Raw genomic sequence first — 26,553 nt, 5'->3', positions numbered from 1 at the left:
GGGCCCGCCGGGCGGATCAGCGCGCTGAGCTGGCGGCCGGTGACCCGGGACTCGACGACCGTGTGCGGGGCGAGGCCGGCGGCGCCCGCGGCCGCGCTCACGCGGGTGTGGGCGGCCAGCAGGTCGTCGATCTCGCCGGCGAGACGGATCCGGCCGTTCCCGACCAGGAGCAGGTGGTCGCAGGAGTTCTCCAGCTCGGCCACCACGTGCGAGGACATGACAATCGTGGTGCCGTGCTCGGCCGCCTGGGCCATCAGCGTGCCCATCAGCTCGTGCCGGGCCAGCGGGTCCAGGTCGGCCATCGGCTCGTCCATGAGCAGCAGTTCGGGCCGCTTGCCCAGCGCGAGGGCGAGGGCCACGCGGGTGCGCTGCCCGCCGGAGAGGGCACGGATGCGGGTCTTCGGGTCCAGGCCGCCGGCGGCCACGACGCGCCCGGCGATGGCCGTGTCCCAGCGTTCGGGGTTGAGGTCGGCGCCCATCCGGAGCGTCTCGGCGACCGTGAGCTGGTTGTACAGCGGCTTGTCCTGGGCGACGTAGCCGATACGCGTGCGGGCTCGGGCCGGATGCGTCCCGAGGACGGTGAGCGTGCCCTCGGTCGGCGCGAGCAGACCGGCGGCCAGGGCAAGGAGCGTGGACTTGCCCGCTCCGTTGGGGCCGACGACGGCGCAGACCCGCCCGGCGGGCAGCCGGAAGCCGCACGCACGCAGCGCCCATCGGCCGCGCCCGAAGCGTTTGCCGAGCGCGATCGCCTCTATGGCCGCTCCGGTGTCGGTCATGACTGGTCTCCCTGGAAGTGCTTGTCGAGGACGGCGGTGAAGAGTGCGGCCACGTCGTCCCGGTCCAGCCCCGCTTCGCGGGCCTTCGCCGCCCATTCCTCCAGCTCCGCCCGCAGCGGGGAGTCGGCCGGGGCGGTGCTGAGCGTGCCCCGTACGAAGGTGCCCAGTCCGCGCCGGGCTTCGACCAGTCCCTCGCGTTCGAGCTCGCGGTAGGCCTTGAGGACGGTGTTCGGGTTGATGGCGGTCGCCTCCACGACCTCGCGGGCCGTGGGCAGCTTGTCGCCGGGCGCCAGCAGGCCCAGGCGCAGGGCCTGTTTGGTCTGCTGGACGATCTGCAGATAGGTGGCGACCCCGCTGTGCCGGTCGATGCGGTACTCGACCATCGGTGCACCACCCTTTCACTAATTGAGTAGTGAAAGGGTGGTCAAGAAAAGGGACGGCGTCAAGCAGGCCGTCCCTTGTGAGTGGTATGTCAGGTTTCGGTCCGGTACATCAGATCGGTCTCGTGCGTCACGAACCCGAGCCGCTCGTACACCGACACCGCGGACTTGTTGTCGGCGTCGACATACAGCATCGCCGTGGGCAGACCCTGCGCGGCCAGGTACCGCAGGCCGATCGTGGTGAGGGACTTGCCGAGCCCGCCGCCCTGCGCGCCCGGGGCCACCCCGAGGACGTACACCTCGCCGATGCCCTCCTCGGCGTGCACCTTGGTCCAGTGGAAGCCGACCAGCCGGCCCTCCCGCTCGGCGAGAAAGAAGCCCGCCGGGTCGAACCACGGCTCGGACTTGCGGTCGTCCAGGTCGCGCTGGGTCAGGGAGCCCTGCTCCGGGTGGTGCGCAAAGGCGGCCGCGTTCACCGCGAGCCAGGCCGCGTCGTCCTGCCCCGGCACGAAGGTGCGCACGGTCACGCCGTCCGGCAGCTTCGGCTCCGGCAGCTCCAGATCGGTCAACGACCGTCGCATCTGCCGGAGTTCACGGAACAGGGTCAGTCCCAGGACCTGGGCGAGGTGCCGGGCCGCGGAGTGCCCGCCGTGCGCCCACACCCGCAGCCGTTTGCCCGACGCGGCCAGCAGGGCCGAGCCGAGCGCCCGCCCGTGTCCGTGCCCACGGTGCGAGGGATGGACGACCAGCTCGGCGGCCGGCGCCTCCACCGGATCGGTGTCCTCCAGTTGGGCGTAGCCGACGAGTTCGCCGTCCACGCTCAGCAGCAGGTGGGAGACGCCCTCGCGCGCACCGCCCGCCCGTCTCCCGCCACCACCCTCGACGGAGTCGCTGCGCGACGCCATGAAGTTCCGCAATTGCAGCCGCCCCTGCTCGGACACCGGCTGCTGACCGTCGGACCGGGCAGCCTCCGCGAGCAGCTCGACCACGGCCTCGGCCTGGTCCGGGGAGAGCACGGAGTAGGTCTCGATGGAACGGGAGTGGAAGGGCCGTACGGTGTCGTCGCTGGTCATGCGTATGAGGGTACGGCGCGGTCACCGCAAAGTGGCGGCAAAGGAATAGGCAAAGGGAAACCTGGATGTAACCGTGAACCCCCTGTCGCGCTACGCGCGTTGACCCTAGGCTGCGCCCGATCGGACACTCACCACAGCCGACCTACAGGGGGGTCCCATGCCGGCCACGTCCCAACCGCCACGCCCCGCCAGACGCCGTACCTACGCGTTGCTGGCGGCCGCGGCGAGCCTCGCCACCGCCGCCGCCCTGGCCGCCGCGCTGCCCGCGGACGCGCACGACAACCAGGGCGGCGGACATCTGCCGAGCCGTTACCAGGACGTCCAGCTCCTCTCCTTCAACGACCTGCACGGCAACCTCGAACCGCCGTCCGGTTCCTCCGGCCGGGTCACCGAACTCCAGGCGGACGGCACGACGAAGAACATCGACGCGGGCGGTGTCGAGTACCTGGCCACCCACCTGCGCCAGGCCCGCCAGGGCCACCCGTACTCCATCACCGCGGCCGGCGGCGACATGGTCGGCGCCTCCCCGCTCATCTCCGGCCTGTTCCACGACGAGCCGACCATCGAGGCGCTCAACAAGCTGGACCTGGACGTCACGTCCGTGGGCAACCACGAGTTCGACGAGGGCGCCAAGGAACTGGCCCGGCTGCAGAACGGCGGCTGCCACCCGACCGACGGCTGCTACACGGACGAGGAGTTCGGGGGCGCGGACTTCCCCTACCTGGCCGCGAACGTCCTCGACGAGAAGACCGGCAAGCCGATCCTCAAGCCGTACTGGGTCTGGAAGAAGAAGGACGTCCGGATCGGCTTCATCGGCGTCACCCTGGAGGGCACCCCGAACATCGTCTCCGCCGACGGGGTGAAGGGCCTTCAGTTCAAGGACGAGGTCGAGACGATCAACAAGTACGCCAAGGTGCTCCAGCGCCAGGGCGTCCAGTCGATCGTGGCGCTGATCCACGAGGGCGGCTTCCCGGCCTCCTCGGCCTACAACTACAACTGCGACTCGCCCGGCGCCGGTGACGGCATCTCCGGCCCGATCGTCGACATCGCCAAGAACGTCACCCCGGCCGTGGACGCGCTGGTCACCGGCCACACCCACACGGCGTACGTGTGCACGGTCAAGGACCCGTCGGGCAAGCCGCGCATGGTGACCTCGGCCGCGTCCTTCGGCCGTCTCTACACGGACACCACGCTGACGTACGACCGCTGGACGGGTGACATCGCCCGTACGGCCGTGAAGTCGGCGAACCACGTGGTCACCCGGGACGTCCCCAAGGCGCCCGACATGACCGCGCTGATCGGCAAGTGGAACACCCTGGCCGCCCCGATCGGCAACCGCGCCATCGGCTACATCTCCGCCGACATCAACAACACCGGCACCGAGTCCCCCATGGGCGACCTGATCGCGGACGCGCAGCTGGCGTACGGCAAGGAGCTGGACCCGGAGACCGACCTCGCGCTGATGAACCCGGGCGGCGTCCGGGCGGGCCTGACCTACGCGGCCAAGGGCAGTGAGGGCGACGGTGTCGTCACCTACGCCGAGGGCTTCACCGTCCAGCCCTTCTCCAACACGGTGAACCTGCAGAACTTCACCGGGGCCCAGCTGATCCAGGTGCTCAAGGAGCAGGTGAGCGGCCCGAACGCGGCGGCCCCGAAGATCCTCCAGCCCTCCTCCGGCCTGACCTACACGCTGGACCTGACGAAGACGGGCGCGGACCGGGTGGTCACCGACTCGATCCGGCTGAACGGCGCCGCCATCGACCCCGCCGCCACCTACCGTGTCGCCACCAACAGCTTCCTCGCGGGCGGCGGCGACGGCTTCCCCACCCTCGGACAGGGCACGGGCGACCTCGTCGGCACGGACGACCTGGCCGCCCTGGAGAAGTACATGACGGCCAACTCCTCCGCCACCGCGCCGATCGCGCCTCCGGCCGCCAACCGGATCACGATCGTGCAGTAGCGGTCGCTGCCGGGGGCACGACGGCGGCCGGTCACGGAACGTCGGGCGGAGCCGTCGGTGCCCCCGGCAGCCGTACCGTCGCCACCGTGCCGCCGCCCTCCCCGCGGGACAGGGTCACCTCGCCGCCGGCCTGCTGGACCGTGCGGGCGACGATGGACAGGCCCAGACCCGAGCCCGGCAGGGCCCGCGCGCTGGGGGAGCGCCAGAAGCGGTCGAAGACATGGGGGAGTTCGTCCTCGGCGATGCCGGGGCCGTGGTCGCGGACCGTGAGCACGCCCTTCTCCAGGACCACGTCGATCGTGCCGCCCTCGGGGCTGAACTTCACCGCGTTGTCCAGGATGTTCACCACCGCGCGCTCCAGCGCGGAGGGCTCCGCCCGTACGTACCAGGGCTGCACGTCCGCCGTGATCGTCAGCTCCGGGCCGCGCAGACGGGCGCGGTCCAGGGCCGCCTCCACCGTGTCCTGGAAGGCGACCACCTGGACGCGTTCGCCACGCTGCCCCTCGGAGCGGGACAGCTCCTGCAGGTCGCCGATGAGCGACGCCAGTTCCGTCATCTGCGCCTTCACCGAGGCGAGCAGTGCCTTGCGGTCCCCCGGCGGGAGGGGGCGGCCCGTCTCCTCGCTCCGGGTGAGGAGTTCGATGTTCGTCCGCAGCGATGTGAGGGGGGTGCGCAGTTCGTGGCCGGCGTCCGCGATGAGTTGTTGCTGCAGTTCGCGGGAGCTGGCCAGGGCCGTGGTCATCGAGTTGAACGAGCGGGACAGGCGGGCGATCTCGTCGTCGCTGTCCTCCTCGACCGGGATGCGGATGCCCAGGTCCTCCGTGCGGGCGACGTGTTCGACCGCCTCGGTGAGCTTGTCGACGGGGCGCAGGCCCGCCCGGGCGACGGCCAGACCGGCGGCTCCGGCGCCGATGACTCCGATTCCGGAGACCAGGAGCAGGATCAGGGCGAGGTCGTTGAGCGTGGACTGGGTGCTCTTGAGAGGTACGGCCGCCATGATGGCGTAGCTGGTACTCGTGCCGGTGTTCCGGTCATTCATGGTCAAGGGCACGGTCATCACGCGCACCGCGTTGCCGTCCTGGTCCGTACCGTTGCGGTAGATACCCTGACGGCTGCTCGCGTTCTTGATCACGTCCTTGTCGGCCTGGGTGACCTTGATCCTGCCCACCGAGGTCAGGAAGAGGCAGGGCGTCCCGTCCGGCTGGACCACCTGGGAGTAGGTGTTCCGGTAGCCGCCGTTGAACAGGTTCTGCGGAGTCTGCGTGCAGTTGTTGAGCGCGTCCGCGAGCTGGGCGACCTGTTGATCAATGGGCCCCCTCATGAACTGGGCCTTCCGCAGGTCGCCGTTGAGCTGTTCGTACAGCTTCTCCTGCACGATGAACCAGCAGGTGACCGCCACCGCGGCCACCGCGAACGCCACCGCCGCCGCCACCAGCATGGACAGCCGTGCCCTGATCGGCAGCGCCCGGAAACGGCGCGCGAGCTTGTTCACTCCGCGCCGCCCTGTCGCAGCACGTACCCCACGCCCCGCACCGTGTGCACCAGTCGCGGCTCGCCGCTCGCCTCGGTCTTGCGGCGCAGGTACATGACGTAGACGTCCAGGGAGTTCGAGGACGGTTCGAAGTCGAAGCCCCACACCGCCTTCAGGATCTGCTCACGGGTGAGGACCTGGCGCGGGTGTGCCATGAACATCTCCAGCAGGGTGAACTCCGTGCGGGTCAGTTCCACCTGGCGGCCGGCACGCGTCACCTCACGCGTCGCAAGGTCCATGCGCAGGTCGGCGAAGGTGAGTGCCTCGTCCTCCTGGGCCGCGCCCACCACGGCCGCCGCGTACGAGCTGCGCCGCAGCAGCGCCCGGATACGGGCGAACAGCTCGTCCAGCTCGAAAGGCTTGACCAGGTAGTCGTCGGCGCCCGCGTCGAGCCCGGTGACCCGGTCGCCGACCGTGTCGCGGGCCGTCAGCATCAGGATCGGTGTCGTCTCGCCCGCGCCGCGGATGCGGCGGGCGGCCGTCAGGCCGTCCATCCGGGGCATCTGGATGTCCAGGACCACCAGGTCGGGCTTGTACCCGGTCGCCTTCTCCAGGGCGTCCGCGCCGTCGACCGCGACCTCGGTGTCGTACCCCTCGAAGGCAAGGCTGCGCTGGAGTGCTTCGCGCACGGCCGGCTCGTCGTCGACGATCAGGATGCGCTGGGGGTCACGGTCGCCATCGGCGGGGCTCATCGCTCGCGGTTCCTCGGGGTGCGGTGGGGTGGTCGTCGGTGGGGCATCGCTGGGGCGTCTATCAGCGTCGCATGATTCCGGGCTGTGGGGCATGCGGGATCACGGCGGTGAGCACAGCGGTCATCACGGGGGTGAGCACGGGCGCGGGATCAGCCGCGCATCGCGGTCAGCCGCTTCAGCGGAACCTTGTGGCGGTGCGGGCGGGCCGCGGGCAGCCGCAGGCCCATCATCTGGGGAGCCGCGACCTCGGGCGCCCGGGGCGGTGCCGCCGGGGCGTGGAGCTCGTACGCCACCTGGAGGGCCAGCGCGATGCCGGCCGGGTCGTGGGAAACGGCCACGGGGTGCGAAACCTGCTTGATCATGACGTACTCCCTACTCCCCGCGTGGGGGCCTGTCAGCTGGTGGAGCCCGACCGCAGCTTGGCCAGGTCGGACTTGACGGTGTTGATGGGGATCGCGAAGCCGAGGCCGACGCTGCCCGCGTCCGCGGACGACGAGCTCGAAGCGGCCGAGTACATCGCGGAGTTGATGCCGATGATGTTGCCCGCGGCGTCGATCAGCGCGCCGCCCGAGTTGCCGGGGTTGAGGGACGCGTCGGTCTGGATCGCCTTGTAGGTCGTGGTGGACGAGCCCGTGTCGCCGTTGAACTCCCGGCCGCCGAACTCGAACGGCCACTGGCCGTCGCCGCCCTGGTTCTGGCCCTGGTTCTCGCCGGTCGAGACGGTCACGTCACGGTTGAGCGCGGAGACGATGCCGCTGGTGACGGTGCCGGTCAGGCCCTCGGGGGAGCCGATCGCCACGACCGTGTCGCCGACCTGGACCCCGTCGGAGTTGCCGAGGGTCGCGGGCTTCAGACCTGAGGCGTTCTTCAGCTTGATGAGGGCCAGGTCCTTGGAGCTGTCCGTGCCGACGACCTCGGCCGTGTACTGCTTGCCGTCGCTGGTCCGCACCTTGATCGACGAGGCGCCGGAGACGACATGGTTGTTGGTGACGATCTCGCCACCGGAGGTGATGATCACGCCGGAACCGGTGGACGAGCCGTTGCCGAGCGTCGCGATGACCTCCACCACGCTCGGGCTGACCGCGGAGGCGATGGCGGCGACGTCGCCCTTCTTGCTGGACGGCACCACGTGGGTGCTGGTGCTGCTGGAGGCGACGGTGTCCTTGCCGGTCAGCTCCTGGAAGGCGTAGGCCGTGCCGCCGCCCACGGCCGCCGCGACGATCGCCACCGCGGCGAGCAGCGCCATCGGGCCCCGGGTGCGCTTCTTCTTCGGCTCGGCGACGGGGGCGGCGCCGGCCGGGACGGGAGACAGGAGAGCGGTGTCGCCACCGTGGCCACGGTGGCCATCGTGACCGTCATGACCGCCGTGACCGCCGTGACGGTCGTAACCGCCATGACCGGCGTAAGCGCCATGAGCGTCATAAGTGCCATGACCGTCGACGGTGACCGGCTGCACCGCCTGGTACGCCGACGGGGGCGGCCACTCGGGGTTCACGGGGGCGGAGGCGTGCTGCTGCTGGGGGTACGCGCCCTGACGGGCGTCACCCTGGGGGTTCTCGTACTCGCCGCTGCGGCGGAAGCTCTCGGTCATGGATAGAGCTTTGCCCGCAACCATGAGAGCTTCCTGAGTGCTCCCTGAGAAGCCCAGCAGAACCTCGTTTGCCCGATATAAGGAAGCTTCCCGCAGCTCGGCGAGGGCTCTCAGCGAGTCTTCATGGACGCCTGAGGAACACCGCTCACGCCCGCGTCATTCACAGCCGCAGGACTTGCGGACCACCAGCCGCGACGGGAAGGTCTTCAGCCGCTCCCGCCGGGACCCCGCCACCCGCAGACCGTCGTCCAGCACGAGGTCCACGGCGGCCCGGGCCATCGCGGACCGGTCCGAGGCGACCGTTGTCAGGGGCGGGTCGGCCAGCGCCGCTTCCTTGATGTCGTCGAAGCCGGCCACGGCCAGCTCCCCGGGCACGTCGATGCGCAGCTCGCGCGCCGCCCGCAGCAGACCGATCGCCTGGTCGTCGGTGGAGCAGAAGACCGCGGGAGGGCGGTCGGGGCCGGAGAGGAGCTCCAGGGCGACCCGGTACGCGTCATAGCGGTTGTACGGCGCCTCGAAGAGCCGGCCCTCGGTCGGGAGCCCCGCCTCCTCCATCGCGCGCCGCCAGCCCTCGACGTGGTCCGAGACCGGGTCGCCGACGGCCGGGGTCTCCGCCGTGCCGCCCACACAGGCGACGTACTCGTAGCCGTGCTCCAGCAGGTGGCGTACGGCGAGGTGGGCGCCCCCGAGGTCGTCCGTGACGACGGCGACGTCGTCGATGGCCTCGGGTCGCTCGTGGAGCAGTACCACCCGGGCGTCCCAGGCCTCGATCTCGGCGGCGGCGAGGTCGTTGAGCGCGTGGCTGACCAGGATCAGGCCCGAGACGCGCATACCGAGGAAGGCGCGCAGATAGTGGACCTCGCGCTCGCCGACATAGTCGGTGTTGCCGACGAGAACCATCTTTCCGCGCTCGGAGGCGGCCTGCTCGACCGCATGCGCCATCTCCCCGAAGAAGGGCTGGCGGGCGTCCGGGATGATCAGGCCTATGAGATCGGTGCGCCGTGAGGCCATGGCCTGGGCGACCCGGTCGGGCCGGTACCCCAGTTCCTTGATCGCGGCGAGGACACGCTCGCGCGTGGCCGGGGCGACCGGCCGGGGTCCGTTGTTGATGACATAGCTGACCACGGCGGTGGAAGTCCCCGCCAGCCGCGCCACATCATCCCGAGTCACCTTGGCCACGCGCGGAGTCTACGCGGATGGACCCGCTCTGGGCAGGGCGTATCGGAGCTTCGCTGTGCGGAAGCAATGCCCTGCCCGAGCGTCGGCTATGCGTCGGCCGGGACCTCTGTGGCACCCAGGACGGCCGACGAGTCCGCATTCTCGGGCTTTGACCGGTCCGCCTTGGCCTTCGCCTCGTCCGAGGAGCGGTCGCCCTTCTCAGGAGTAACGAATCGATAACCGACGTTCCGGACGGTTCCGATCAGCGATTCGTGCTCCGGGCCCAGCTTGGCGCGCAGCCGTCGTACGTGGACGTCCACGGTCCTGGTGCCGCCGAAGTAGTCGTAGCCCCAGACCTCCTGCAGCAGCTGCGCGCGCGTGAAGACACGGCCCGGGTGCTGTGCGAGGTACTTCAGGAGCTCGAACTCCTTGAAGGTGAGGTCGAGGACCCGGCCCTTGAGCTTGGCGGAGTAGGTCGCCTCGTCCACGGACAGGTCGCCGTTGCGGATCTCCATGGGGGAGTCGTCGTTGACGATCTGCTGCCGGCCCATGGCCAGCCGCAGCCGTGCCTCGACCTCCGCCGGACCCGCGGTGTCGAGCAGGACGTCGTCGATGCCCCAGTCGGCGGTGACGGCGGCGAGACCGCCCTCCGTCACGACGAGGACGAGAGGGCAGCCGGGGCCCGTGGAGCGCAGCAGCTGGCACAGGCTGCGGACCTGGGGGAGGTCACGGCGGCCGTCGATCAGGATGACGTCGGCGCCCGGAGTATCGACCAGTGCGGGTCCCTCTGCCGGGGCGACCCGCACGTTGTGCAGGAGCAGGCCGAGAGCCGGAAGCACCTCCGTCGACGGCTGGAGGGCGTTGGTCAGGAGTAGCAGAGAACTCATACGTCTTGTTCCTCCTCGGTCCCTGCGAGGACGTTTGCGGTACTGCTCTGCGATCCCGGGGCCCGTACACCTGCGGTTCCCCGCTTCGTATACAACGCTTCCGAAAGCACAAAAGGACCCGGGGGCTACGCTGCCCGAGTCCTCATGCCAAGCAGAATAGCCCACATGAGCAACGGTCCGGCAGGTCATACAGCACGTTCCACCGTTTGTCCGAATCCCGAGACGGCTAGACGTGCACCTATGCGGACGTTTCTGCACACGGCCGACGGGATTCCGATCGATTCCGTATACAACCCGGGCACGGTCGTATACGACGCCTCCCTGCCACCCTCCCGTGACCTGGTGTTTGTCGTCGCGCACGGTTTCACGGGCGACGTCGACCGTCCGCACGTGCGCCGCGTGGCGGCCGCGCTGGCGCGCCACGGCGCCGTCCTCACCTTCTCCTTCCGCGGCCACGGAGCCTCCGGCGGGCGCTCGACGGTGGGCGACCGGGAGGTGCTGGACCTGGCGGCCGCGGTGGAGTGGGCGCGGGAGCTGGGCCATGCGCGCGTGGTCACCGTCGGCTTCTCCATGGGCGGCTCGGTGGTGCTGCGGCACGCGGCGCTGCACGGGGGTGTCGACGCGGTGGTCTCGGTGAGCTCGCCGGCCCGCTGGTACTACCGGGGTACGGCCCCCATGCGCCGGCTGCACTGGCTCGTGACGCGCCCCGAGGGCCGTCTGGTGGGCCGGTACGGTCTGCGCACCCGCATCCATCACCGCGATTGGCATCCCGTTCCGCTGTCCCCGGTGCAGGCGGTGCCGGAGATCGCCCCCACCCCGCTGCTGATCGTGCACGGCGACCGGGACGGCTACTTCCCGCTGGACCACCCCCGGATGCTGGCCGCGGCGGCCGGTGACCACGGCGAACTCTGGGTGGAGCCGGGTATGGGCCACGCCGAGCACGCGGCGGCCGAAGCTCTGCTGGCCCGGATCGGGCACTGGGCGGCAGCCCGGGCGGGCTAGCCTGACGGTGTTGATGTGCGGATGCCGATCCGCCGAGGGACTTGAGGGACGAGATGGCAAAGGTCACGGTGCGCTATTGGGCCGCCGCGAAGGCCGCGGCCGGGGTCGCCGAGGAGCCGTACGACGCGGCGACCCTCGCCGAGGCGCTGGACGCGGTGCGTGGGCGACACCCCGGTGAACTGGCGCGCGTGCTGCTGCGATGCTCGTTCCTCATCGACGGTGACCCCGTGGGCACCCGCGGACATGAGACGGTACGGCTGGCCGAGGGCGGCACGGTCGAGGTGCTCCCGCCGTTCGCAGGAGGGTGAGCGATGACCGATCAGCCGTATGAGGGCGGGCCCTACGAAGGGCAGCCGGGGCAGCAGGGGTATCAGGGATACGGGGGCCACGACCCGTATCAGCAGCAGGCACCACAGGCGGCTCCGCAGGCGTGGCCCGAGCAGAACGGGTACGACCAGGCCGGGCATGGCCAGACGGGCCAGGCCGGTTACGGCCAGACCGGATATGGCCAGGCCGGTTACGACCAGGCGGGGTACGACCAGCAGCAGTACACGCAGCAGTGGCAGGGCCAGACCTGGGAGACGCAGTCGCACGCGCCGGTCCAGCAGCCGGTTCAGCAGCCCGTCCAGCACCCTGCCCAGCCGCCGGTGTCCGCCGCGGAGACGTCGTACCTGCCGCCGCAGAGCTACGAGCAGCCGGCCGCGGCGCCTGCCGCTCCCACCGCCCCCGCAGCTCCCGTTCGACCCGCTCCCGTTCGACCGGAGCCCACCACCGGCCAGGCCGAAGGGGAACCCGCCTACGGCCCCGCCACCCTCGCCGGCAACTCCCGTGTCACGGACGCCCAGCGCGCCCGTATGGAGGGCCGGTCCCCGGTCATCGAGCCCGGTATGCAGCCGGCCGCGCTGACGGCGCTGCTCGGGCTGCTCCTCGCCGTCACGGCGGGCATCGGCTCGTACGCGCTGGTCGTGCCGCTGGTGCTGCTCCAGGCAGTCACGGCGGCGGGCTGGTTCCGGCTGAACGGCATGTGGCCGGCGCGCCAGGGCATCGCCCTGGCGTTCGCGGGCGCGCTGACGGCGGACGTGGCGGTGCTGGCGGCGGGCCGCGACCACGCGCCGGCCGCGATCCTCGGCCCGCTCGGCGTGTGGGTCCTGCTCTCCCTCGTCCTTCAGCTCCGCTCGCACGCCTCTCCGGACGAGCGGATGTACGGCCTGATGGCGACGGTCGCCTCGTCGGCGCTGGCGATCATCGCCACCGGTTATCTGGGAGCCGACGCGCACGCGGCCTCGGTGGGCGCTGCCGCGGTGGCGGTGGCCGTCCTGGCCCGGGCCCTCCCCCTGCCCACCCCTGCCTCCGTGGCCGTCTCCGTCCTCGCGGCGGCGGGCGCGGGCATCGCGGTGGGCGGGATGACGGGTATGGGCGCGAAGGGCGCGCTGCTGGGAGCGGCCGCGGCGGTCTGCGCCCTGATCGGCCACCGGGTCGCCGCCTACGACTACCCGTCCCGCTTCGTCCACTTCACCGCGGGCGTGGCCCTCCCCCTGTCGGCGGCGGCACCGGTGGTGTGGGTGCTGGGCCGGGCCCTGGCCTGACCCCACGTCACAGGTGATCGACAATTTCCCGGCTCCCGAGCCCCGCAGGGTTAGCGTTGAGGACCGTTGAAGTCCGTCGACCCGGGGGAACACCACCAATGCGAGCCCTGCGAATATTCCTGATCGTCGTCGTGATCCTGGGCGGCCTCTTCGTGATCGCGGACCGGGTCGCCGTGCACTTCGCCGAGGGCGAGGCCGCGGACAAGCTGAAGGCGACGGAGAGCCTCGCCGACACCCCGGACGTGTCCATCAAGGGCTTCCCCTTCCTCACCCAGGTCGCGGGTGGCTCCCTGGACGACGTCGAGGTCGGCATCAAGGACTACGAGGCGGCCACGGGCAACGGCGCCGAGAAGATCCGTATCGACGACCTGAAGGCCGATATGAAGGGCGTCGACTTCTCCGGCGACTACAGCTCCGCCACCGCCGCCACTGCCACCGGCACCGCGACCATTGCCTACGACGAGCTGCTGAAGACCGCCAAGTCCCAGCCCACGCGGATCGCCCCCGGCGTCACCGCCCGTGTGATCGGCCTTTCCGACGGCGGCAACGGCAAGATCAAGGTCGCGGTGGAGGCGACGCTCTTCGGCGCCAAGCTCCCCAATCCGGTCTATGTGCTCAGCTCGGTCGCCGTCCAGGGCGACAGCGTGAAGGTGCACGCCGATAACGTGCCCAGCCTCGGCGGCGCCGACATCGCCGAGGGCCGCGTCCGGCAGATCACCGACTTCCAGCAGGCCATCGACCAGCTGCCCGGCGGCATCAAGCTGGACAAGGTGCAGGCGGCCAAGGACGGTGTGGAGATCACGGTGAAGGGTTCGAACGTCAAGCTGGCCGGGTAGGACGAACACCGTCCCGGACACCCGTCCGTCCGAAAGGCGAGACGGCCGCGTCCGTACCGCAGATGTGACGACCGATACAGGTGCCCGGAGACCGTGCGGGCATGGCCCGGGCGCTCATCTGTTCTCATAACGTGGACGATCGCGTCTCAAGATACGACACACCGGTGACACGCCCGCCTGTCCGTCCCTACGATCGAGCCCATGAAGCGACAGGCGGATCTCACGAAGCGGCGGGCAGTAGACCTGTGCCGCGTTGCCGCCATGCTCTGTCGCCCCTTCTGAAGCGGGAGCGGCCGTTCGGCCCCCCGCATTCCCAGCCGCCCAGCTCAGGGCACCCGTGCGTCACTCCGCTGGAGTGCGCACACCCCTCTCACTTGCACGCCCCGCCGCAACTGCCCCGGAGGAGAAAGAGCATGAGCCGCAGCGACGTCCTCGTCGACGCCGACTGGGTCCAGGAGCACCTGGACGACCCGAGCGTCGCCCTCGTCGAGGTGGACGAGGACACGTCCGCCTACGAGAAGAACCACATCAAGAACGCGATCCGCATCGACTGGACCAAGGATCTGCAGGATCCGGTCCGCCGTGACTTCATCGACCAGGAGGGCTTCGAGAAGCTCCTGTCGAAGAAGGGCATCGCCAACGACACCCTCGTGATCCTCTACGGCGGCAACAACAACTGGTTCGCGTCCTACGCCTACTGGTACTTCAAGCTGTACGGCCACGAGAACGTCAAGCTCCTCGACGGCGGCCGCAAGAAGTGGGAGCTGGACGCCCGCGAGCTGGTCGACGGCTCCGAGCTGCCCGAGCGCGCCACGACGGACTACAAGGCCAAGCCGCAGGACACCTCGATCCGCGCCTTCCGCGACGACGTGGTCGCCGCGATCGGCGCGCAGAACCTGGTCGACGTCCGCTCGCCCGACGAGTTCTCCGGCAAGCTGCTCGCCCCGGCGCACCTGCCGCAGGAGCAGTCGCAGCGACCGGGCCACGTCCCGACCGCCCGCAACATCCCGTGGTCGAAGAACGCCAACGACGACGGCACCTTCAAGTCGGACGACGAACTCAAGGAGCTCTACGCCGAGGAGAACGTCGACCTGGCCAAGGACACCATCGCCTACTGCCGCATCGGTGAGCGCTCCGCGCTGACCTGGTTCGTGCTGCACGAGCTGCTCGGCGTCCAGAACGTCAAGAACTACGACGGTTCCTGGACCGAGTACGGCTCCCTCGTCGGCGTGCCGATCGAGCTCGGCGCCAACAAGTAGTCGACCCGACCGACCTCTCAAGACCTCTTCAGGAGAAAGACATGTGTGGAGCGAAGGCCGGCGGCCCGGACGCCTCGACGATCAAGCCCGGTGAGACCACGATCCAGGGGCAGGTGACCCGCGACGGCGAGCCGGTGGTGGGCTACGTCCGCCTCCTCGACTCGACCGGTGAGTTCACCGCGGAGGTCCCGACCTCCGCCACCGGACAGTTCCGCTTCTACGCGGCGGAGGGCACCTGGACCGTGCGCGCCCTGGTGCCCGGCGCCACCGCCGACCGCACGGTCGTCGCCCAGCAGGGCGGCCTGGCGGAGGTCGCGATCGCGGTCTGACGAAGACCCCGTACGGCCGAGGGCCGCACCCCACCGGGTTGGACGCCCGGGGTGCGGCCCTCCGGCATGTCCGGGCCCGCGACGATCGTGCCGGGCGGTCGTCTGCGACCTACCCTTGACGTATGTACGCACGGCGGCGGCACCTGTATTTCGCCATGATGGGGACCTGCGTAGGGCTCTTCGTCCTGGCGTGGGCCGTTGTGCGCCTCTGGTCGATTCCGGCGGCGGTGGGCATGTGCGTGGTGGCCATGGTCATCCCGCCGCTCGCCGCGATCGTCGCCAACCGCCGCGGACCCGAGGACCGCTGGTGGGACGATCCGTCGGGCGACCCGCAGTCCGACGAGTGGTGGGACGAGCTGGACGGAAAGAAGCGCCACTAGAGACCGCGAGGGACCCCGGGCGCCTCCCCCTCCCGCTCCCGTCTCAGTAGACGAGCGCCTGCGTCTCGTCGCCGAGTGCCTCCTGCACGAAGACCTGCGCGCCCGCGATCCGTACGCCCTTGAGGACGTCCTTCTCCGTGATCTCCCGGCGGGCCGCGCACTGCGTGCACAGGGTGACCGTCCCGCCCGCCAGGATCGCGTCGAGCAGATCGGGCAGCGGAGCCGCATGCGGCAGTTCGAACTCGGCGGCCCGCCCCGGCAGCGCGAACCACGAGGACTCACCGGTCAGCCACAGGGAGACGTCGACCCCACTGGCCACGGCCACCGAGGCGACCGTGAAGGCCTGCGAACAGCGTTCGGGAGCATCGGCCCCGGCGGTCACCTTGATCACGAGCTTCTTCGCCATGCCTGAATCGTAATCAACTCCCATGCAACCTCGGATGTTACCCATGGGTCTCCTGTGAGGCGCGGTGACGGAGGCCGCGATTCCTGTCCTCTGGGGGGATCTCTTGGAAGTGCCAGAAGCATCCGAACCAGCGGTGCCTGAGCGGGTAATGACTGAGACGGCAGTACCTGGGACGGCAGTACCTGAGCCGGCAGTACCCGCACCTTCCGTTCGGCGGCGCGGCCGCACCGCGCTGCTGATCGCCGGAGCCGCCGCGCTCGGCCTGGTGGCCGGTACCTGCGCCGGCTATCTGGTCCAGGCCGACCGCGCGCCCACCAAACTGCCCTCGCTGTCGCAGCCGGCGCTCGCGCAGGCGAAGGGCAACGGCCCCCAACCCCTGTCGGCGGCCCAGGACCACAAGGCCATCACCGACGGAGACCTGCGCGAGCTGCTGCTCAAGCGGCCCGGCAACGCCCGCAAGGCCCTGTACACGGTGGGCAACGACGGCTGGATGAGCCTCGCCGACTACGCGGACACGTTCAAGAAGCCCCAACACGCCTTCGGCAACCTCATCGGCGAGGAGTTCCGGCGTGCCGCCGTCACCAACTGGCGCGAGGGCAGCACGTACAACGTGGAGATCCGCCTGATCCAGTACCGCCAGGAGGAGAAGCTCGCGGCCCACGACGCGGCCGACGACGCCTATTACTGGGCGGAGCAGCAGGGCGACGCCGACAGCTGGCCCGTCCCCGGTACCGGCGACGGCATGGCGTACGTCCACCACAAGCCCGAGCGCGAGGCCGGCTACGTGGACGTGTACGAGGCCGAGGCGCACGCCTGGCGAGGTGACATCGCCATGGAGGTCTGGGTCTTCGACACGAAGCCGATCCCGAAGAAGAAGATCGTGGACCTGGCGAAGCGGCAGATGGAGCGGCTGTGAGCGACAACTCCGTGAACCCCGAGGCCACCGCTTCCCAGGAGCACCCCGCCGCGCAGAAGCCCGCCCGTAACCGGCGCCGTATCGCTGCCGTGGCAGGAACCGCCGTCCTGCTCGCCGCGGTCGTCGCGGGGGCCGGCTACACCGTCGTGACCGTGAACGGCGCCGACCGGGATCCGGGAGCCCCCGGCTGGCGCTTCCCGAAGACCGGCAAGGACAAGGAGAAGGCGGCCGAGGCCACCGGGCTGCAGGGCGTGCTCCTGCCCTACGGAACGGAGGGCTTCGGCCGCGGCCCGGACATCGGCGAGTTCGGCTCCGACGCCCGCCTGTCCGGCGGCCAGGCCACCGCCATGCGGAAGGAGTCGATCAAGGACCTGCCCCGTTCCCAGCGTCAGCGGCTGGAGCGGTTGATCGACAAGCAGAAGATCAAGGGCATGGCGATGCGCAGCTACCTGAGCACCGAGCACCCGGCCGATTCCACCGCCTACTCGGACCACGCCTACACGGTCGACATCGTGCTGTCGCAGATGGAGAACCGGCGGACGGTGCGCTCCATCGCCACGGTCCAGCAGGAGTTCTTCGACGCCATGAAGATCTTCCGCAAGGGCCCGGAGATCGAGGGCCACAAGAACGCCGCCTGCTTCCTCCCGCCGCTCGACTCGGACGAGAAGCTCGACATGATGATCTGCTCCGCGTACGTGGGTGACGTGCTGGTCAGCGCCACCGCGACCGGGGGCAAGCCGCTGGACAAGAAGGGCGTGGCGCTGTTGCTGCGCGAGCAACTGGACCGCATCAAGGACCCGGGGGAGGCGGTATGACCGAGCAGCAGCAGGCCGAACAGACGAAGCAGCAGGCCGAGGTTCCGGCGCCGGTTCCACAGCTTCCGCCGCGTCCCGAAGGCCAGCCCTTCGCGCCGCCCCGGGTGGACGCCCCCCGGCCGCCGAAGGACCGCCGCGTCCTGCGCGCCGCCCTGCGCTGGACCGCCGCGGTCGTCGCGTTCGCCGCGGTCGGGGCGGGGACGGCGTACGGCATCACGCGCATGGAGCGTACGGACGTACCCGGTCTCGCCACCGGGTCGGACGGCCGCTGGGACTACCCGGAACTGGTGAAGCCGCCGCTGCCGGCCGGCCGGCCGGGGCCCGTCGCCGAGGCGAACAAGTCGGGCACCCACTACGCCGACCTGCGCGAACTGGTGCTGCCCGCGCCCAAGGGAGCGAAGGCCGAGGGCACGCTGCGCGGCACGGACGGCTGGCTGGCGACGAAGGACTTCCTGGCGCAGTACACCAAGGAGGAAGACCGCAAGGAGCTCGGGCAGACACTGACCGACTACGGCCTGCGGCACATCGCGGCGCGCGGCTGGACGACGGCCGACGGTACGCACACACGCGTGTACCTCCTCCAGTTCGACACGGCGGAGGTCGCGGACCACGTGCTCAGCGACGAGCTCACGTCGTACGAGGCACCGAGGTACCAGGTGCGGGGCGGCGACGTGTACGAGCGGGACCTGGACTTCCCGGTGGCCGCCCATGTCAGCGACGTGCACACGGCCCCGATCCGCGAGACCAAGCCGTACGGGGCCGAGCAGGTCCGGGTGGCCTACCTCTCCTGCGGCGACACCGTCGCCGTGATCATCCAGTCCCGCAAGGGCAGGGCGCTCGCCGTCCCCTTCCAGCAGACGGTGACACTCCAGGGCGAACTGCTGAGCTGACCTCGCCAGGAGCCCGGGGTCCCGGCCGCGTAAGCTGGGCCCCGGCTCTGTGTATGTACGCCCACCCTCGCTCAAGGAGCACCCCGTGGAGATCTTCTTCGAAACCCTGTTGGTCCTGGTCTGCGTCGGCGTTCTCGCCTTCGCCGGGCTGACTGTGAAGAAGCTGTACCAGGGCCAGCGCTGACCCCCGTCAAGGAACTGGCTAGGAACTGCCGCTCATGATCGAGATTCCGTCCGACCTCCACAAGGACCTGGTCCCGCTCGCCTTCCTCCTGGGCAACTGGGCCGGCGCGGGTGTGCACGACTTCCCCGGCTCGGAGAAGTGCAACTTCGGGCAGGAGGTCACCTTCACCCACGACGGGCGCGACTTCCTGGAGTACCACTCCCACACCTGGGTGCTCGACAACGACGGGAACAAGGTCCGCCCGCTGGAGTCCGAGCACGGCTTCTGGCGGATCGACGCCGACCGCAAGGTTGAGGTGACGATGACCCGCGACGACGGCGTCATCGAGATCTGGTACGGCGAGATGGCCGCCAAGAAGCCGCAGATCGACCTGGTCACGGACACGGTGGCGCGCACGGCGGACGCGCGGCCGTACAGCGGCGGCAAGCGCCTGTACGGCTACGTGAAGAGCGACCTCATGTGGGTCGGCGAGAAGCAGACCCCCGAGGTCGAGCTGCGCCCCTACATGTCGGCCCACCTGAAGAAGGTCGTCACCCCGGAGGACGTCGAGCGCTGGGCCAAGGCCCTGCCCGACGACATGCCGGACGACGGGATCGCTTTCTTCAAGTAGTCCTAGACTCTCTGGTGTGGTGAGCACCGACTGGAAGAGCGACCTCAGGCAGCGCGGCTACCGGCTGACGCCGCAGCGGCAACTCGTGCTCGAAGCCGTGGACACCCTTGAGCATGCGACCCCCGACGACATCCTCGTGGAAGTGAGGAAGACGGCGTCGGGGGTCAACATTTCCACGGTGTACCGCACGCTGGAGCTGCTGGAGGAGCTCGGTCTCGTCTCGCACGCCCACCTCGGCCACGGCGCCCCGACCTATCACCTCGCGGACCGCCACCACCACATCCACCTGGTCTGCCGGGACTGCCAGAACGTCATCGAGGCGGACGTCGACGTGGCGGCCGACTTCACGGCCAAGCTCCGCGAGACCTTCGGCTTCGACACGGACATGAAGCACTTCGCGATCTTCGGCCGCTGCAAGGACTGCACGCTCAAGAGTTCAATTACCAAGTCGTAGGCTTACGGGTATGAAGAGCCCCCTGCTGTCCCTGCCCGGCGCCGTCCCCGCCGAGGGCGTGGACGAAGGCGTCGCCGCCCACTACGGCGACCTGTTCCGTGAGCAGCGCGCCCTCGCCGACGGCACCGGCTTCGTCGACCTCTCCCACCGCGGTGTCGTCACCGTCACCGGTGAGGACCGGCTGAGCTGGCTGCACCTCCTGCTCACCCAGCACGTCAGCGAGCTCCCCGTGGGCGAGGCCACCGAGGCGCTGATCCTGTCCGCGCACGGCCACATCGAGCACGCGCTGTACCTGGTGGACGACGGCACGACGGTCTGGGCCCATGTGGAGCCCGGCACCCAGCACGATCTGATCGCGTACCTGGAGTCGATGAAGTTCTTCTACCGGGTCGAAGTGGCCGACCGGACCGACGACTTCGCGCTCGTCCATCTGCCGGCCGGTTCGATCGCCGAGGTCCCCGAGGGCGTCGTCGTGCGCGAGACGGCGTACGGCCGTGACCTCTTCCTGCCCCGCGCGGACCTGGAGTCGTACGCCGGCAAGTCGGGCCCCGCGGCCGGGATCCTCGCCTATGAGGCCCTGCGCGTCGAGCAGCACCGCCCCCGTCTCGGCTTCGAGACCGACCACCGCACGATCCCGCACGAGCTGGGCTGGATCGGCACCGCGGTCCATCTGCAGAAGGGCTGCTACCGCGGCCAGGAGACGGTGGCCCGCGTCCAGAACCTGGGCAAGCCCCCGCGCCGGCTGGTCTTCCTCCACCTGGACGGCAGCGACGTCCATCTGCCGGTGCACGGCACCGAGCTCCGGCTCGCGGACGAGGGCCCCGACGGCCGCAGGATCGGGTTCATCACCACGTCCGTACGCCACCACGAGCTGGGCCCGATCGCCCTCGCCCTGGTCAAGCGGAATGTACCGGTGGACGCCCCGCTGGTGGCGGGGGACACGGCGGCCGCCCAGGAGACGGTCGTCGAGCCGTAGCGGCGCGGCCCGGACAGGCCTAGACCTCGATCAGGACGGTGAACGGGCCGTCGTTCGTCAGCGAGACCCGCATGTGCGCGCCGAACCGGCCCGTCGCCACCGTCGCGCCGAGCGAGCGCAGCTGGGCCACCACCTCGTCGACGAGCGGTTCGGCGACATCGCCGGGGGCGGCCGCGTTCCAGGTGGGGCGGCGGCCCTTGCGGGCGTCGCCGTACAGGGTGAACTGGCTGATCACGAGCAGCGGCGCGGCGATGTCGCTGCACGACTTCTCGTCGTGCAGCATGCGGACGGACCAGAGCTTGCGGGCGAGCTGGGCCGCCTTCTCCTCGGTGTCCTCGTGGGTCACCCCGACCAGGACGCACAGCCCCTCGCCCTCGATGGCCCCGACCGTCTCGCCGTCCACGACGACGCTCGCGCCGTCCACCCTCTGCACCACTGCACGCATGCGGACCATCATGCCGGGTGCCGCACCCGCGTTCCCGGGGGGTCGATTTTTGATCCTTAACCCCACATCTGGGGCCGTTCGGGGGCACTCGGTCACATAGCGGCCACTCGGGGTGGCACCATGCTTCCGTACGCCGGTCGAGGGGACGGTTGAGGCACATGAGCACACCGAGCACCGGGCAGCCGCCCGGGGCGGTCGCGGCCGCCCATGCGGGCGACCCGGACACGCACCGGCCGCCCGCACAGCGCAGCGACAGCACGCCGCTGCCCGCGGAGTCCGCTCCGAGTCCCTCGAGCGCGGGGTACCCCCAGTCGCACGACCTGACCCTGCTCAGCCTGCCAGAACTGCGCACCCTGCGCCGGGACGCCCAGCGCGACGAGGCGGATCTCAGCTATGTGCGGCGGCTGTTGCAGGGGCGCATCGACATCCTGCGCGCGGAACTGTCCCGCCGTGGAGCGGCGTCGCTGGTGGCCCCCGAGGACGCCTCCGTGGTGGCCCGGCTCCCGGAGATCCTCACCGACGCCCCGGCCCGCCACCGCTCCTCGGCCCGCCACGTGACGCTGGGGACGCCGCACAACGAGGAGTACCGGCAGCTGGCCGCCGAGATGCTCGCCGAGGTCGAGCTCTCCGATCTGCAGGCCCGCACCGACCTGGAACTGAACGCCGCGATGGGCCGCCTCGTCCGCTACGAGCAGCAGGTCTCCCGCCGCCGCCAGCACCTCCAGCGCACGACCGACGACTGCAGCGCGGAGATCGCACGGCGGTACCGGGACGGAGAGGCGCAGGTGGACGACCTGCTGACGTGAGGGGGCGTGGCGGCGGTGCGGACCGGTGGGCGGGCGGTCGAAATCCCCGCGACACCCCCGCCGCGGTACACCTACCGTGACCCCATGAGCCGCCCCGCCGAAGACATCGACGTCCGTCCGGTCACCGAAGCCGATTTCGCCGACTGGCACCGCGCGCTGAACACCGGTTTCCTGCGGGAGCCGACCGTGTCGCAGGAGCAGCTGGAGGCCCGCCGGCACCAGTTCGTCCCCGGCCGTCTCCTCGGCGCCTTCGACGGCGGCCGGTGTGTGGCGACCTTCCGTTCCTTCGCCCAGGAAGTCACGGCCGTGGGCGGCGCGGCCGTCCCCGCCGACGCCATCTCCAACGTCACGGTCAGCCCCACCCACCGCCGCCGGGGCCTGCTCACCCGCATGATGAGCCGGGACCTCGCCTCCGCGAAGGACCGCGGGGACGTCGTCGCCACCCTCATCGCCGCCGAGTATCCGATCTACGGCCGCTATGGCTTCGGCCCCGCCACCTGGACGACCGAGTGGACCGTGGACGTGGCTCGCACCGGCCTGGACCCCCGTTGGTCGGGCCCGCAGGACGGCGGCCGTATCGACCTCGTCGACGGCGAGGAGGTACGCAAGACCGGCCCCGAACTCCACGAGCGCATACGCCGCACCCGGCCCGGTGCCGTCAGCCGCGACGAGCTGTGGTGGCGGGTGCACACGGGCACCGCACGCTTCGGGGGCGAGTGGACCGAGCCCTTCTACGCCGCCTACCGCTCCTCGTCCGGCGAGGTCGAGGGCCTGGTGTCGTACGAGGCGGACGACAACTGGGACGGCAAGCTGCCGAACAACACGGCCGAGGTGAACTGGCTGCTGGCGACGACCCCGGCGGCTGAGCGCGCCCTGTGGAGATACCTCTGCTCGATCGACTGGATCACCCGGGTCAAGAGCGGCTGGCGGGCTCCGGACGACCTGCTCCCCTTCTTCCTGCCCGACCCGCGCGCGGCCAAGGTCACCACGCACGGCGACTGGCTGTGGGTACGGATCCTGGACGTCGTACGGGCCCTGGAGACGCGGACGTACGAGGGGACGGGCACGCTGGTGCTGGAGGTCGTGGACCGGCAGGGGCTGGCCGGCGGCCGCTACCGGCTGGCGGCGTCGCCCGCGGGCGCGTCCTGCGCACCGGCCACCGAGGAGGCCGAACTGGTGCTGGACGTCGCCGACTTGGCCACGCTGTGGCTGGGCGACGAGTCGGCGGCGCGGCTGGTGGCGCTGGGCCGGGCCCGGGAAGTACGAGAGGGCGCCGCCCGGGTGGCCGACGCCCTGCTGCACACGTCCGGGCGACCATGGTGCCCGGACCTCTTCTGAAGCCCCCTTCCTCTTGACGGCGGTGCTGAACTCATCATCCGTAGCGAACTGTTGAGTTGTGGCTGTGCGGTCGATGTGGAGTTGTCGGTGTTGAGTTGTGGCTGTGCGTTCAGTTGTGGCTGTGCCTCTTGTGCCGCTCTGGTTCGTCACCGGCCGGTCCGGCCTTCCGGGCTCCCGGCTCCCCTCCGGAAGGGAGTCCGGTCGGCCAACCACCGGGAAGTTTGACCATGTTGCTTGAGTTGGCGACCAACTCAACAGTACTTATCTCCGTTTGGGTGCGACTCATAACCACCTTCGCATGAACTGCCGAAAGATGGCGGGAAGTTGTAGGGTTTGTGCGTGGACCCGGAACACGCCTCCGTCAATGGGCGGAAGAGGTCACAGCGGCCACAGAAGTCACATCGTGAGGTGGCCGACGAGCTGCGCACCCGGATCAGGTCCGGCGTGCTGCAGCCGGGTCAGCGCATGCCGACCCAGGCCAAACTGGCCGACGAGTTCGGCGTGGAGCGCGGCGCCGTACGCCTGGCGCTGCGCATCCTGCAGTCGGAGCACCTGCTCACCAACGTAACCAAGGGCAGCCCGGCCACGGTGGCCCTGGATCCGGGCCTGCCCCTGCTCACGGCCGGGCCCGGGGCGCCTCCGCAGCCCACCATGGTGGCCCTGGCCCCGCGGACGGCCGCCGCCTTCGCGGCCCAGCACGTCGAGATCGACGCCCTGTGCCTGACCTCCGTCTCGCTCACGCTGGCGATCGGCGAACCGCTGCGCCAGATCCACGCCGGGCGACTGAAACCGGCCAAGGTCGACGTCCGGGTCCTGCTGCCGAGCCGCGACATCGACCTCGCCTTCCCGGCGCCGGTGGACGACGCCTCGGCCGCGGGCCTGCTGCACCGGCGCTGGCTGGCCCAGCGCAACGCCCAGGGCCAGGTGCTCCGGCACAACCTGCTGGCCCTGCGCGCCACGCACGGCATGGACGTGCACGTCTCCTTCCGTGCCCTGCCGTTCACACCGCCGGTGAAGCTGTATCTGCTCAACGGCACGGAGGCGCTCTTCGCGTACTACACGCTGACGCGGCGCGAGCGGGAGATCGAGCACGAGCACCTGGAGATGTACGACGCAGAGGGCACCCGGTCGATGCTGTTCGCCTTCGAACAGGGTGCCGGCCTGCGGGACACGACGTTCGTGGAGCAGTCCCACCTGTGGTTCAACGCACTGTGGGAGACGATCAGCACGGAACTCGTGCTGACGTCATAGGGCGGGCCCGGCGAGCAGGATCGCGAGGAGCACGGCCCCGGCGGAGCTGACGGCGGGGCTCTTGGCCTTGATGCCTATGGTGAACAGCAGCAGGCCGACGATGCCGGTGGCACCGTACTTCCACTGGACGAGCTGCTCGAAGCCGACGACGAAGACGGCGGAGATGAGGGCGAGGGCAGGCACGATGATTCCCCCTTCGGGCTGCCGGTGGGCGGGAGACAAGGGAAGCAAAACTTCCGCCAACTCAACCAAGTTGGCAACCAACTCTGACTAAGTTGTCCCCACTTGGTGACTACTCATAAACAACTTTCGGACAACTCCCCTTAGATGGATCAGAGTTGTAACGTTTGGTCGTGACTCAGGAGAACGTGGCAGTGAACGGCAGCAGAAGGCTCACTCCCGAGGAGATCGCCGACACCCTGCGGGAGCGGATCCGCGTCGGCGACCTCAAGGCGGGGGACCGCCTGCCCACCCAGGCCGAGCTCGCCGAGGAGTTCGGCGTGGAGCGCGGCGCCGTACGCCAGGCCCTGCGGTCGCTCCAGGCGGACGGCCTCCTCAGCAACGTCAGCAAGGGCAGCCCGCCGCGGATCGCGGAGCCGGCACCCGCCCTGGACGAGCCCCAGCCCACGATGGTCGGCCTCGGACCCCGTCTGGCGGAGGCCTTCTCGGCACCGCGGGTCCGGGTCGACGCGGTCTGCCTCACCGCCGAGAGCCTGATCCCGGCACTGGGTGAACCCCTGCGTCAGATCCATGAAGGCCGCATCCGCCCCGGGACGATCGACGTCCGCATCCTGCTCCCGTCCCGGGACATCAATCTGGCCTTCCCGGTACCCGTCGAGGGTCGCGGCGACGACGACCCCGTCCACCAGCGCTGGCTGGCGATGCGCAACGCCCAGGGCCAGGTCCTCCAGTACAACCTGCAGGCGCTGCGCTCCACGCACGACATCGACGTGCACGTCACCTTCCGCGCCCTGCCGTTCACCCCGCCGGCGAAGCTCTATCTGCTCAACGGCGCGGAAGCGCTCTTCGCGTACTACATGGTCACCCGCCGCGAGGAGTCGACGGACGGCGGAACCCTCGACATGTACGACGTACTGGGCTCCAAGTCCCTCCTCTTCTCCTTCGAGAAGCGCAGAGGCCAGCGGGACGAGGCGTTCGTGGAGCAATCCCAGAAGTGGTTCGACGCCCTCTGGGAAACCATCTCCAAGGACCTGACACTCTCCTAGTGACTTCTGATACGCAGCAGACTGCACCGATGGTGGCGGGAACGGAGAACGAGTCGCAGACCGAGACGGCGGGGCTTCGGGAGCTCGTGGCCCGCGCACGGGTGGTCCTGTGGGACTTCGACGGCCCGGTCTGCCGGCTGTTCGCCGGTCACTCGGCCAACCGCGTGGCCCGCGAACTGGTGGAGTGGCTCGAAGGACGCGGCATGCGCAGGCTGCTCACGGACGACGAACGGGCGGCCCCGGACCCCCATGTGGTCCTGCGCGCCGTGGACCGGCGGCATCCGCGCAGCGACCTGGTGACCGAGCTGGAGGAACGTCTCACCCAGGAGGAACTGCGCGCCGTTCCGTCCGCGATGCCCACCCCCTACGCGGACCCGCTGATCCGTACCTGGTCGGCGGTCGGTGTCCGGCTGGCCGTCGCGACCAACAACTCCCCGCTCACCGTCCGCGAGTACCTGGTGAGCCGTGGCCTGCTCGGCTGCTTCGCCCCGCACATCTACGGCCGCACCGCGGAGCTGCACCGTCTCAAGCCGCACCCGCACTCCCTCAACCGCGCACTGAGCGCGACGGGCGCCGACCCGGCCGCGGCCCTGATGATCGGCGACTCTCCCTCGGACCTCACCGCCGCCCAGGAGGCCGGGGTTCCGTTCCTGGGCTATGCGCGCAACGAGCGGAAGGCGAAGCGCCTGGTGGATGCCGGAGCGCAGCACATCGTCGGGTCGCTCCAGCCCGTACTGGAAGCGCTCCGGCGGTAGCTTCACGCCTGTGCCATGGGGAGCGATCACGACTCCCCCTG

Annotated in this window: 31 protein-coding genes and 1 pseudogene; 20 read left to right on the top strand and 12 right to left on the bottom strand. The window is 70.1% G+C overall.

Features of this window, described 5'->3' with window-relative positions:
• Positions 1-278 precede the first annotated feature (278 nt).
• From Q8A52_RS49420 to mshD, 3 genes and pseudogenes are all read right to left on the bottom strand, one after another.
• A pseudogene (locus Q8A52_RS49420) lies at positions 279-776 on the bottom strand (ATP-binding cassette domain-containing protein); the annotation flags it as partial.
• The gene (locus Q8A52_RS06840) at positions 773-1,159 is read right to left on the bottom strand and encodes a GntR family transcriptional regulator (RefSeq protein WP_316749884.1); all 387 of its coding nucleotides are present in this window, start codon (positions 1,157-1,159) and stop codon (positions 773-775) included. The pseudogene Q8A52_RS49420 and the gene Q8A52_RS06840, both read right to left, overlap by 4 nt.
• An 89-nt stretch (positions 1,160-1,248) precedes the next feature.
• Positions 1,249-2,229, bottom strand: a complete 981-nt coding sequence (gene mshD, locus Q8A52_RS06835; protein WP_316749882.1) for a mycothiol synthase — start codon at positions 2,227-2,229, stop codon at positions 1,249-1,251.
• Positions 2,230-2,386: 157 nt separating this feature from the next.
• Here mshD and Q8A52_RS06830 point away from each other — a divergent pair, with 157 nt between their 5' ends.
• Positions 2,387-4,189 carry a bifunctional metallophosphatase/5'-nucleotidase gene (locus Q8A52_RS06830; protein WP_316749880.1) on the top strand — a complete coding sequence of 601 codons (1,803 nt, stop codon included), beginning with the start codon at positions 2,387-2,389 and terminating at the stop codon, positions 4,187-4,189.
• Positions 4,190-4,220: 31 nt separating this feature from the next.
• Here Q8A52_RS06830 and Q8A52_RS06825 read toward each other — a convergent pair whose 3' ends face one another.
• From Q8A52_RS06825 to Q8A52_RS06800, 6 genes are all read right to left on the bottom strand, one after another.
• The gene (locus Q8A52_RS06825; RefSeq protein ID WP_316749878.1) at positions 4,221-5,681 is read right to left on the bottom strand and encodes a sensor histidine kinase; all 1,461 of its coding nucleotides are present in this window, start codon (positions 5,679-5,681) and stop codon (positions 4,221-4,223) included.
• Positions 5,678-6,412: a response regulator transcription factor gene (locus Q8A52_RS06820; RefSeq protein ID WP_316749876.1), complete on the bottom strand. Its 735-nt coding sequence runs from the start codon at positions 6,410-6,412 to the stop codon at positions 5,678-5,680. Before Q8A52_RS06820 ends, Q8A52_RS06825 begins: the two co-directional genes overlap by 4 nt.
• Positions 6,413-6,561: 149 nt before the next feature.
• On the bottom strand, positions 6,562-6,774 hold the full coding sequence (locus Q8A52_RS06815; protein WP_316749874.1) for a hypothetical protein: 213 nt from the start codon (positions 6,772-6,774) through the stop codon (positions 6,562-6,564).
• A gap of 32 nt (positions 6,775-6,806) precedes the next feature.
• The gene (locus Q8A52_RS06810; protein WP_316749870.1) at positions 6,807-8,003 is read right to left on the bottom strand and encodes a S1C family serine protease; all 1,197 of its coding nucleotides are present in this window, start codon (positions 8,001-8,003) and stop codon (positions 6,807-6,809) included.
• Between the two features lie 156 nt (positions 8,004-8,159).
• A complete protein-coding gene (locus Q8A52_RS06805; protein ID WP_316749869.1) occupies positions 8,160-9,182 on the bottom strand; it encodes a LacI family DNA-binding transcriptional regulator in 1,023 nt (340 codons plus the stop codon).
• Between the two features lie 86 nt (positions 9,183-9,268).
• Positions 9,269-10,048: a winged helix-turn-helix transcriptional regulator gene (locus Q8A52_RS06800; RefSeq protein WP_316749867.1), complete on the bottom strand. Its 780-nt coding sequence runs from the start codon at positions 10,046-10,048 to the stop codon at positions 9,269-9,271.
• 165 nt (positions 10,049-10,213) lie between these two features.
• Here Q8A52_RS06800 and Q8A52_RS06795 point away from each other — a divergent pair, with 165 nt between their 5' ends.
• The 8 genes from Q8A52_RS06795 (at position 10,214) to Q8A52_RS06765 (ending at position 15,440) form a co-directional block, all read left to right on the top strand.
• Positions 10,214-11,050: an alpha/beta hydrolase gene (locus tag Q8A52_RS06795; protein WP_316749865.1), complete on the top strand. Its 837-nt coding sequence runs from the start codon at positions 10,214-10,216 to the stop codon at positions 11,048-11,050.
• Positions 11,051-11,103: 53 nt separating this feature from the next.
• Positions 11,104-11,358: a MoaD/ThiS family protein gene (locus tag Q8A52_RS06790; protein WP_316749863.1), complete on the top strand. Its 255-nt coding sequence runs from the start codon at positions 11,104-11,106 to the stop codon at positions 11,356-11,358.
• Between the two features lie 3 nt (positions 11,359-11,361).
• Positions 11,362-12,636 (top strand): hypothetical protein, encoded by a 1,275-nt coding sequence (locus Q8A52_RS06785; RefSeq protein WP_316749861.1) that lies wholly within the window; start codon positions 11,362-11,364, stop codon positions 12,634-12,636.
• Positions 12,637-12,734: 98 nt separating this feature from the next.
• Positions 12,735-13,472, top strand: coding sequence for an LmeA family phospholipid-binding protein (locus tag Q8A52_RS06780; RefSeq protein WP_316749860.1), 738 nt, complete (start codon positions 12,735-12,737; stop codon positions 13,470-13,472).
• A gap of 201 nt (positions 13,473-13,673) precedes the next feature.
• On the top strand, positions 13,674-13,754 hold the full coding sequence (locus tag Q8A52_RS48965) for an Ms5788A family Cys-rich leader peptide (protein ID WP_350751515.1): 81 nt from the start codon (positions 13,674-13,676) through the stop codon (positions 13,752-13,754).
• A 131-nt stretch (positions 13,755-13,885) separates the two neighbouring features.
• A complete protein-coding gene (locus Q8A52_RS06775) occupies positions 13,886-14,731 on the top strand; it encodes a sulfurtransferase (RefSeq protein WP_316749858.1) in 846 nt (281 codons plus the stop codon).
• A 41-nt stretch (positions 14,732-14,772) separates the two neighbouring features.
• Positions 14,773-15,060, top strand: a complete 288-nt coding sequence (locus Q8A52_RS06770) for a DUF1416 domain-containing protein (protein WP_020122955.1) — start codon at positions 14,773-14,775, stop codon at positions 15,058-15,060.
• Positions 15,061-15,182: 122 nt separating this feature from the next.
• Positions 15,183-15,440: a DUF3099 domain-containing protein gene (locus Q8A52_RS06765; protein ID WP_263210269.1), complete on the top strand. Its 258-nt coding sequence runs from the start codon at positions 15,183-15,185 to the stop codon at positions 15,438-15,440.
• Positions 15,441-15,483: 43 nt separating this feature from the next.
• On the opposite strand, the gene Q8A52_RS06760 is transcribed toward Q8A52_RS06765, so the two are convergent.
• Complete coding sequence (locus Q8A52_RS06760) at positions 15,484-15,846, bottom strand: DsrE family protein (protein ID WP_263210268.1); 363 nt, start codon at positions 15,844-15,846, stop codon at positions 15,484-15,486.
• A 148-nt stretch (positions 15,847-15,994) separates the two neighbouring features.
• On the opposite strand from Q8A52_RS06760, the gene Q8A52_RS06755 reads away from it, so the two are divergent.
• The 6 genes from Q8A52_RS06755 (at position 15,995) to ygfZ (ending at position 20,691) form a co-directional block, all read left to right on the top strand.
• Entirely contained in the window at positions 15,995-16,762 is a 768-nt protein-coding gene (locus Q8A52_RS06755; RefSeq protein WP_316749852.1) for a hypothetical protein, read from the top strand.
• Positions 16,759-17,577, top strand: coding sequence for a hypothetical protein (locus tag Q8A52_RS06750; RefSeq protein WP_316749850.1), 819 nt, complete (start codon positions 16,759-16,761; stop codon positions 17,575-17,577). Before Q8A52_RS06755 ends, Q8A52_RS06750 begins: the two co-directional genes overlap by 4 nt.
• A complete protein-coding gene (locus Q8A52_RS06745; RefSeq protein WP_316749848.1) occupies positions 17,574-18,467 on the top strand; it encodes a hypothetical protein in 894 nt (297 codons plus the stop codon). Before Q8A52_RS06750 ends, Q8A52_RS06745 begins: the two co-directional genes overlap by 4 nt.
• Before the next feature lie 218 nt (positions 18,468-18,685).
• Positions 18,686-19,261, top strand: a complete 576-nt coding sequence (locus tag Q8A52_RS06740; protein WP_316749846.1) for an FABP family protein — start codon at positions 18,686-18,688, stop codon at positions 19,259-19,261.
• Between the two features lie 16 nt (positions 19,262-19,277).
• The gene (locus Q8A52_RS06735) at positions 19,278-19,715 is read left to right on the top strand and encodes a Fur family transcriptional regulator (protein WP_316749844.1); all 438 of its coding nucleotides are present in this window, start codon (positions 19,278-19,280) and stop codon (positions 19,713-19,715) included.
• Positions 19,716-19,725: 10 nt separating this feature from the next.
• The gene (gene ygfZ / locus Q8A52_RS06730; protein ID WP_316749843.1) at positions 19,726-20,691 is read left to right on the top strand and encodes a CAF17-like 4Fe-4S cluster assembly/insertion protein YgfZ; all 966 of its coding nucleotides are present in this window, start codon (positions 19,726-19,728) and stop codon (positions 20,689-20,691) included.
• Between the two features lie 19 nt (positions 20,692-20,710).
• On the opposite strand, the gene dtd is transcribed toward ygfZ, so the two are convergent.
• Entirely contained in the window at positions 20,711-21,136 is a 426-nt protein-coding gene (dtd, locus tag Q8A52_RS06725; RefSeq protein ID WP_316749841.1) for a D-aminoacyl-tRNA deacylase, read from the bottom strand.
• Positions 21,137-21,294: 158 nt separating this feature from the next.
• Between dtd and Q8A52_RS06720 the strand changes: the two genes are divergently transcribed.
• The 3 genes from Q8A52_RS06720 to Q8A52_RS06710 all read left to right on the top strand — a co-directional run bounded on the left by Q8A52_RS06720 (position 21,295) and on the right by Q8A52_RS06710 (position 24,531).
• Positions 21,295-21,942, top strand: a complete 648-nt coding sequence (locus Q8A52_RS06720; protein WP_316749839.1) for an RsiG family protein — start codon at positions 21,295-21,297, stop codon at positions 21,940-21,942.
• Positions 21,943-22,026: 84 nt separating this feature from the next.
• Positions 22,027-23,280: a GNAT family N-acetyltransferase gene (locus Q8A52_RS06715; protein WP_316749837.1), complete on the top strand. Its 1,254-nt coding sequence runs from the start codon at positions 22,027-22,029 to the stop codon at positions 23,278-23,280.
• Between the two features lie 333 nt (positions 23,281-23,613).
• Entirely contained in the window at positions 23,614-24,531 is a 918-nt protein-coding gene (locus tag Q8A52_RS06710) for a winged helix-turn-helix domain-containing protein (protein WP_316749835.1), read from the top strand.
• Here the strand turns inward: Q8A52_RS06710 and Q8A52_RS06705 are convergent.
• Positions 24,526-24,714 (bottom strand): hypothetical protein, encoded by a 189-nt coding sequence (locus tag Q8A52_RS06705; RefSeq protein ID WP_316749832.1) that lies wholly within the window; start codon positions 24,712-24,714, stop codon positions 24,526-24,528. The two genes, Q8A52_RS06710 and Q8A52_RS06705, sit on opposite strands and share 6 nt — an antisense overlap.
• Before the next feature lie 164 nt (positions 24,715-24,878).
• Between Q8A52_RS06705 and Q8A52_RS06700 the strand changes: the two genes are divergently transcribed.
• A complete protein-coding gene (locus tag Q8A52_RS06700; protein WP_316749830.1) occupies positions 24,879-25,757 on the top strand; it encodes a FadR/GntR family transcriptional regulator in 879 nt (292 codons plus the stop codon).
• A gap of 29 nt (positions 25,758-25,786) precedes the next feature.
• Positions 25,787-26,512 carry an HAD family hydrolase gene (locus Q8A52_RS06695; RefSeq protein WP_316749827.1) on the top strand — a complete coding sequence of 242 codons (726 nt, stop codon included), beginning with the start codon at positions 25,787-25,789 and terminating at the stop codon, positions 26,510-26,512.
• Positions 26,513-26,553: the final 41 nt, after the last annotated feature.

It is taken from the genome of Streptomyces herbicida, from assembly GCF_032656585.1.
GTDB classification, from domain to species: domain Bacteria; phylum Actinomycetota; class Actinomycetes; order Streptomycetales; family Streptomycetaceae; genus Streptomyces; species Streptomyces herbicida.
Note: the sequence above shows the minus strand (reverse complement) of the source record. Positions and strands in the feature narration are given on the sequence as shown.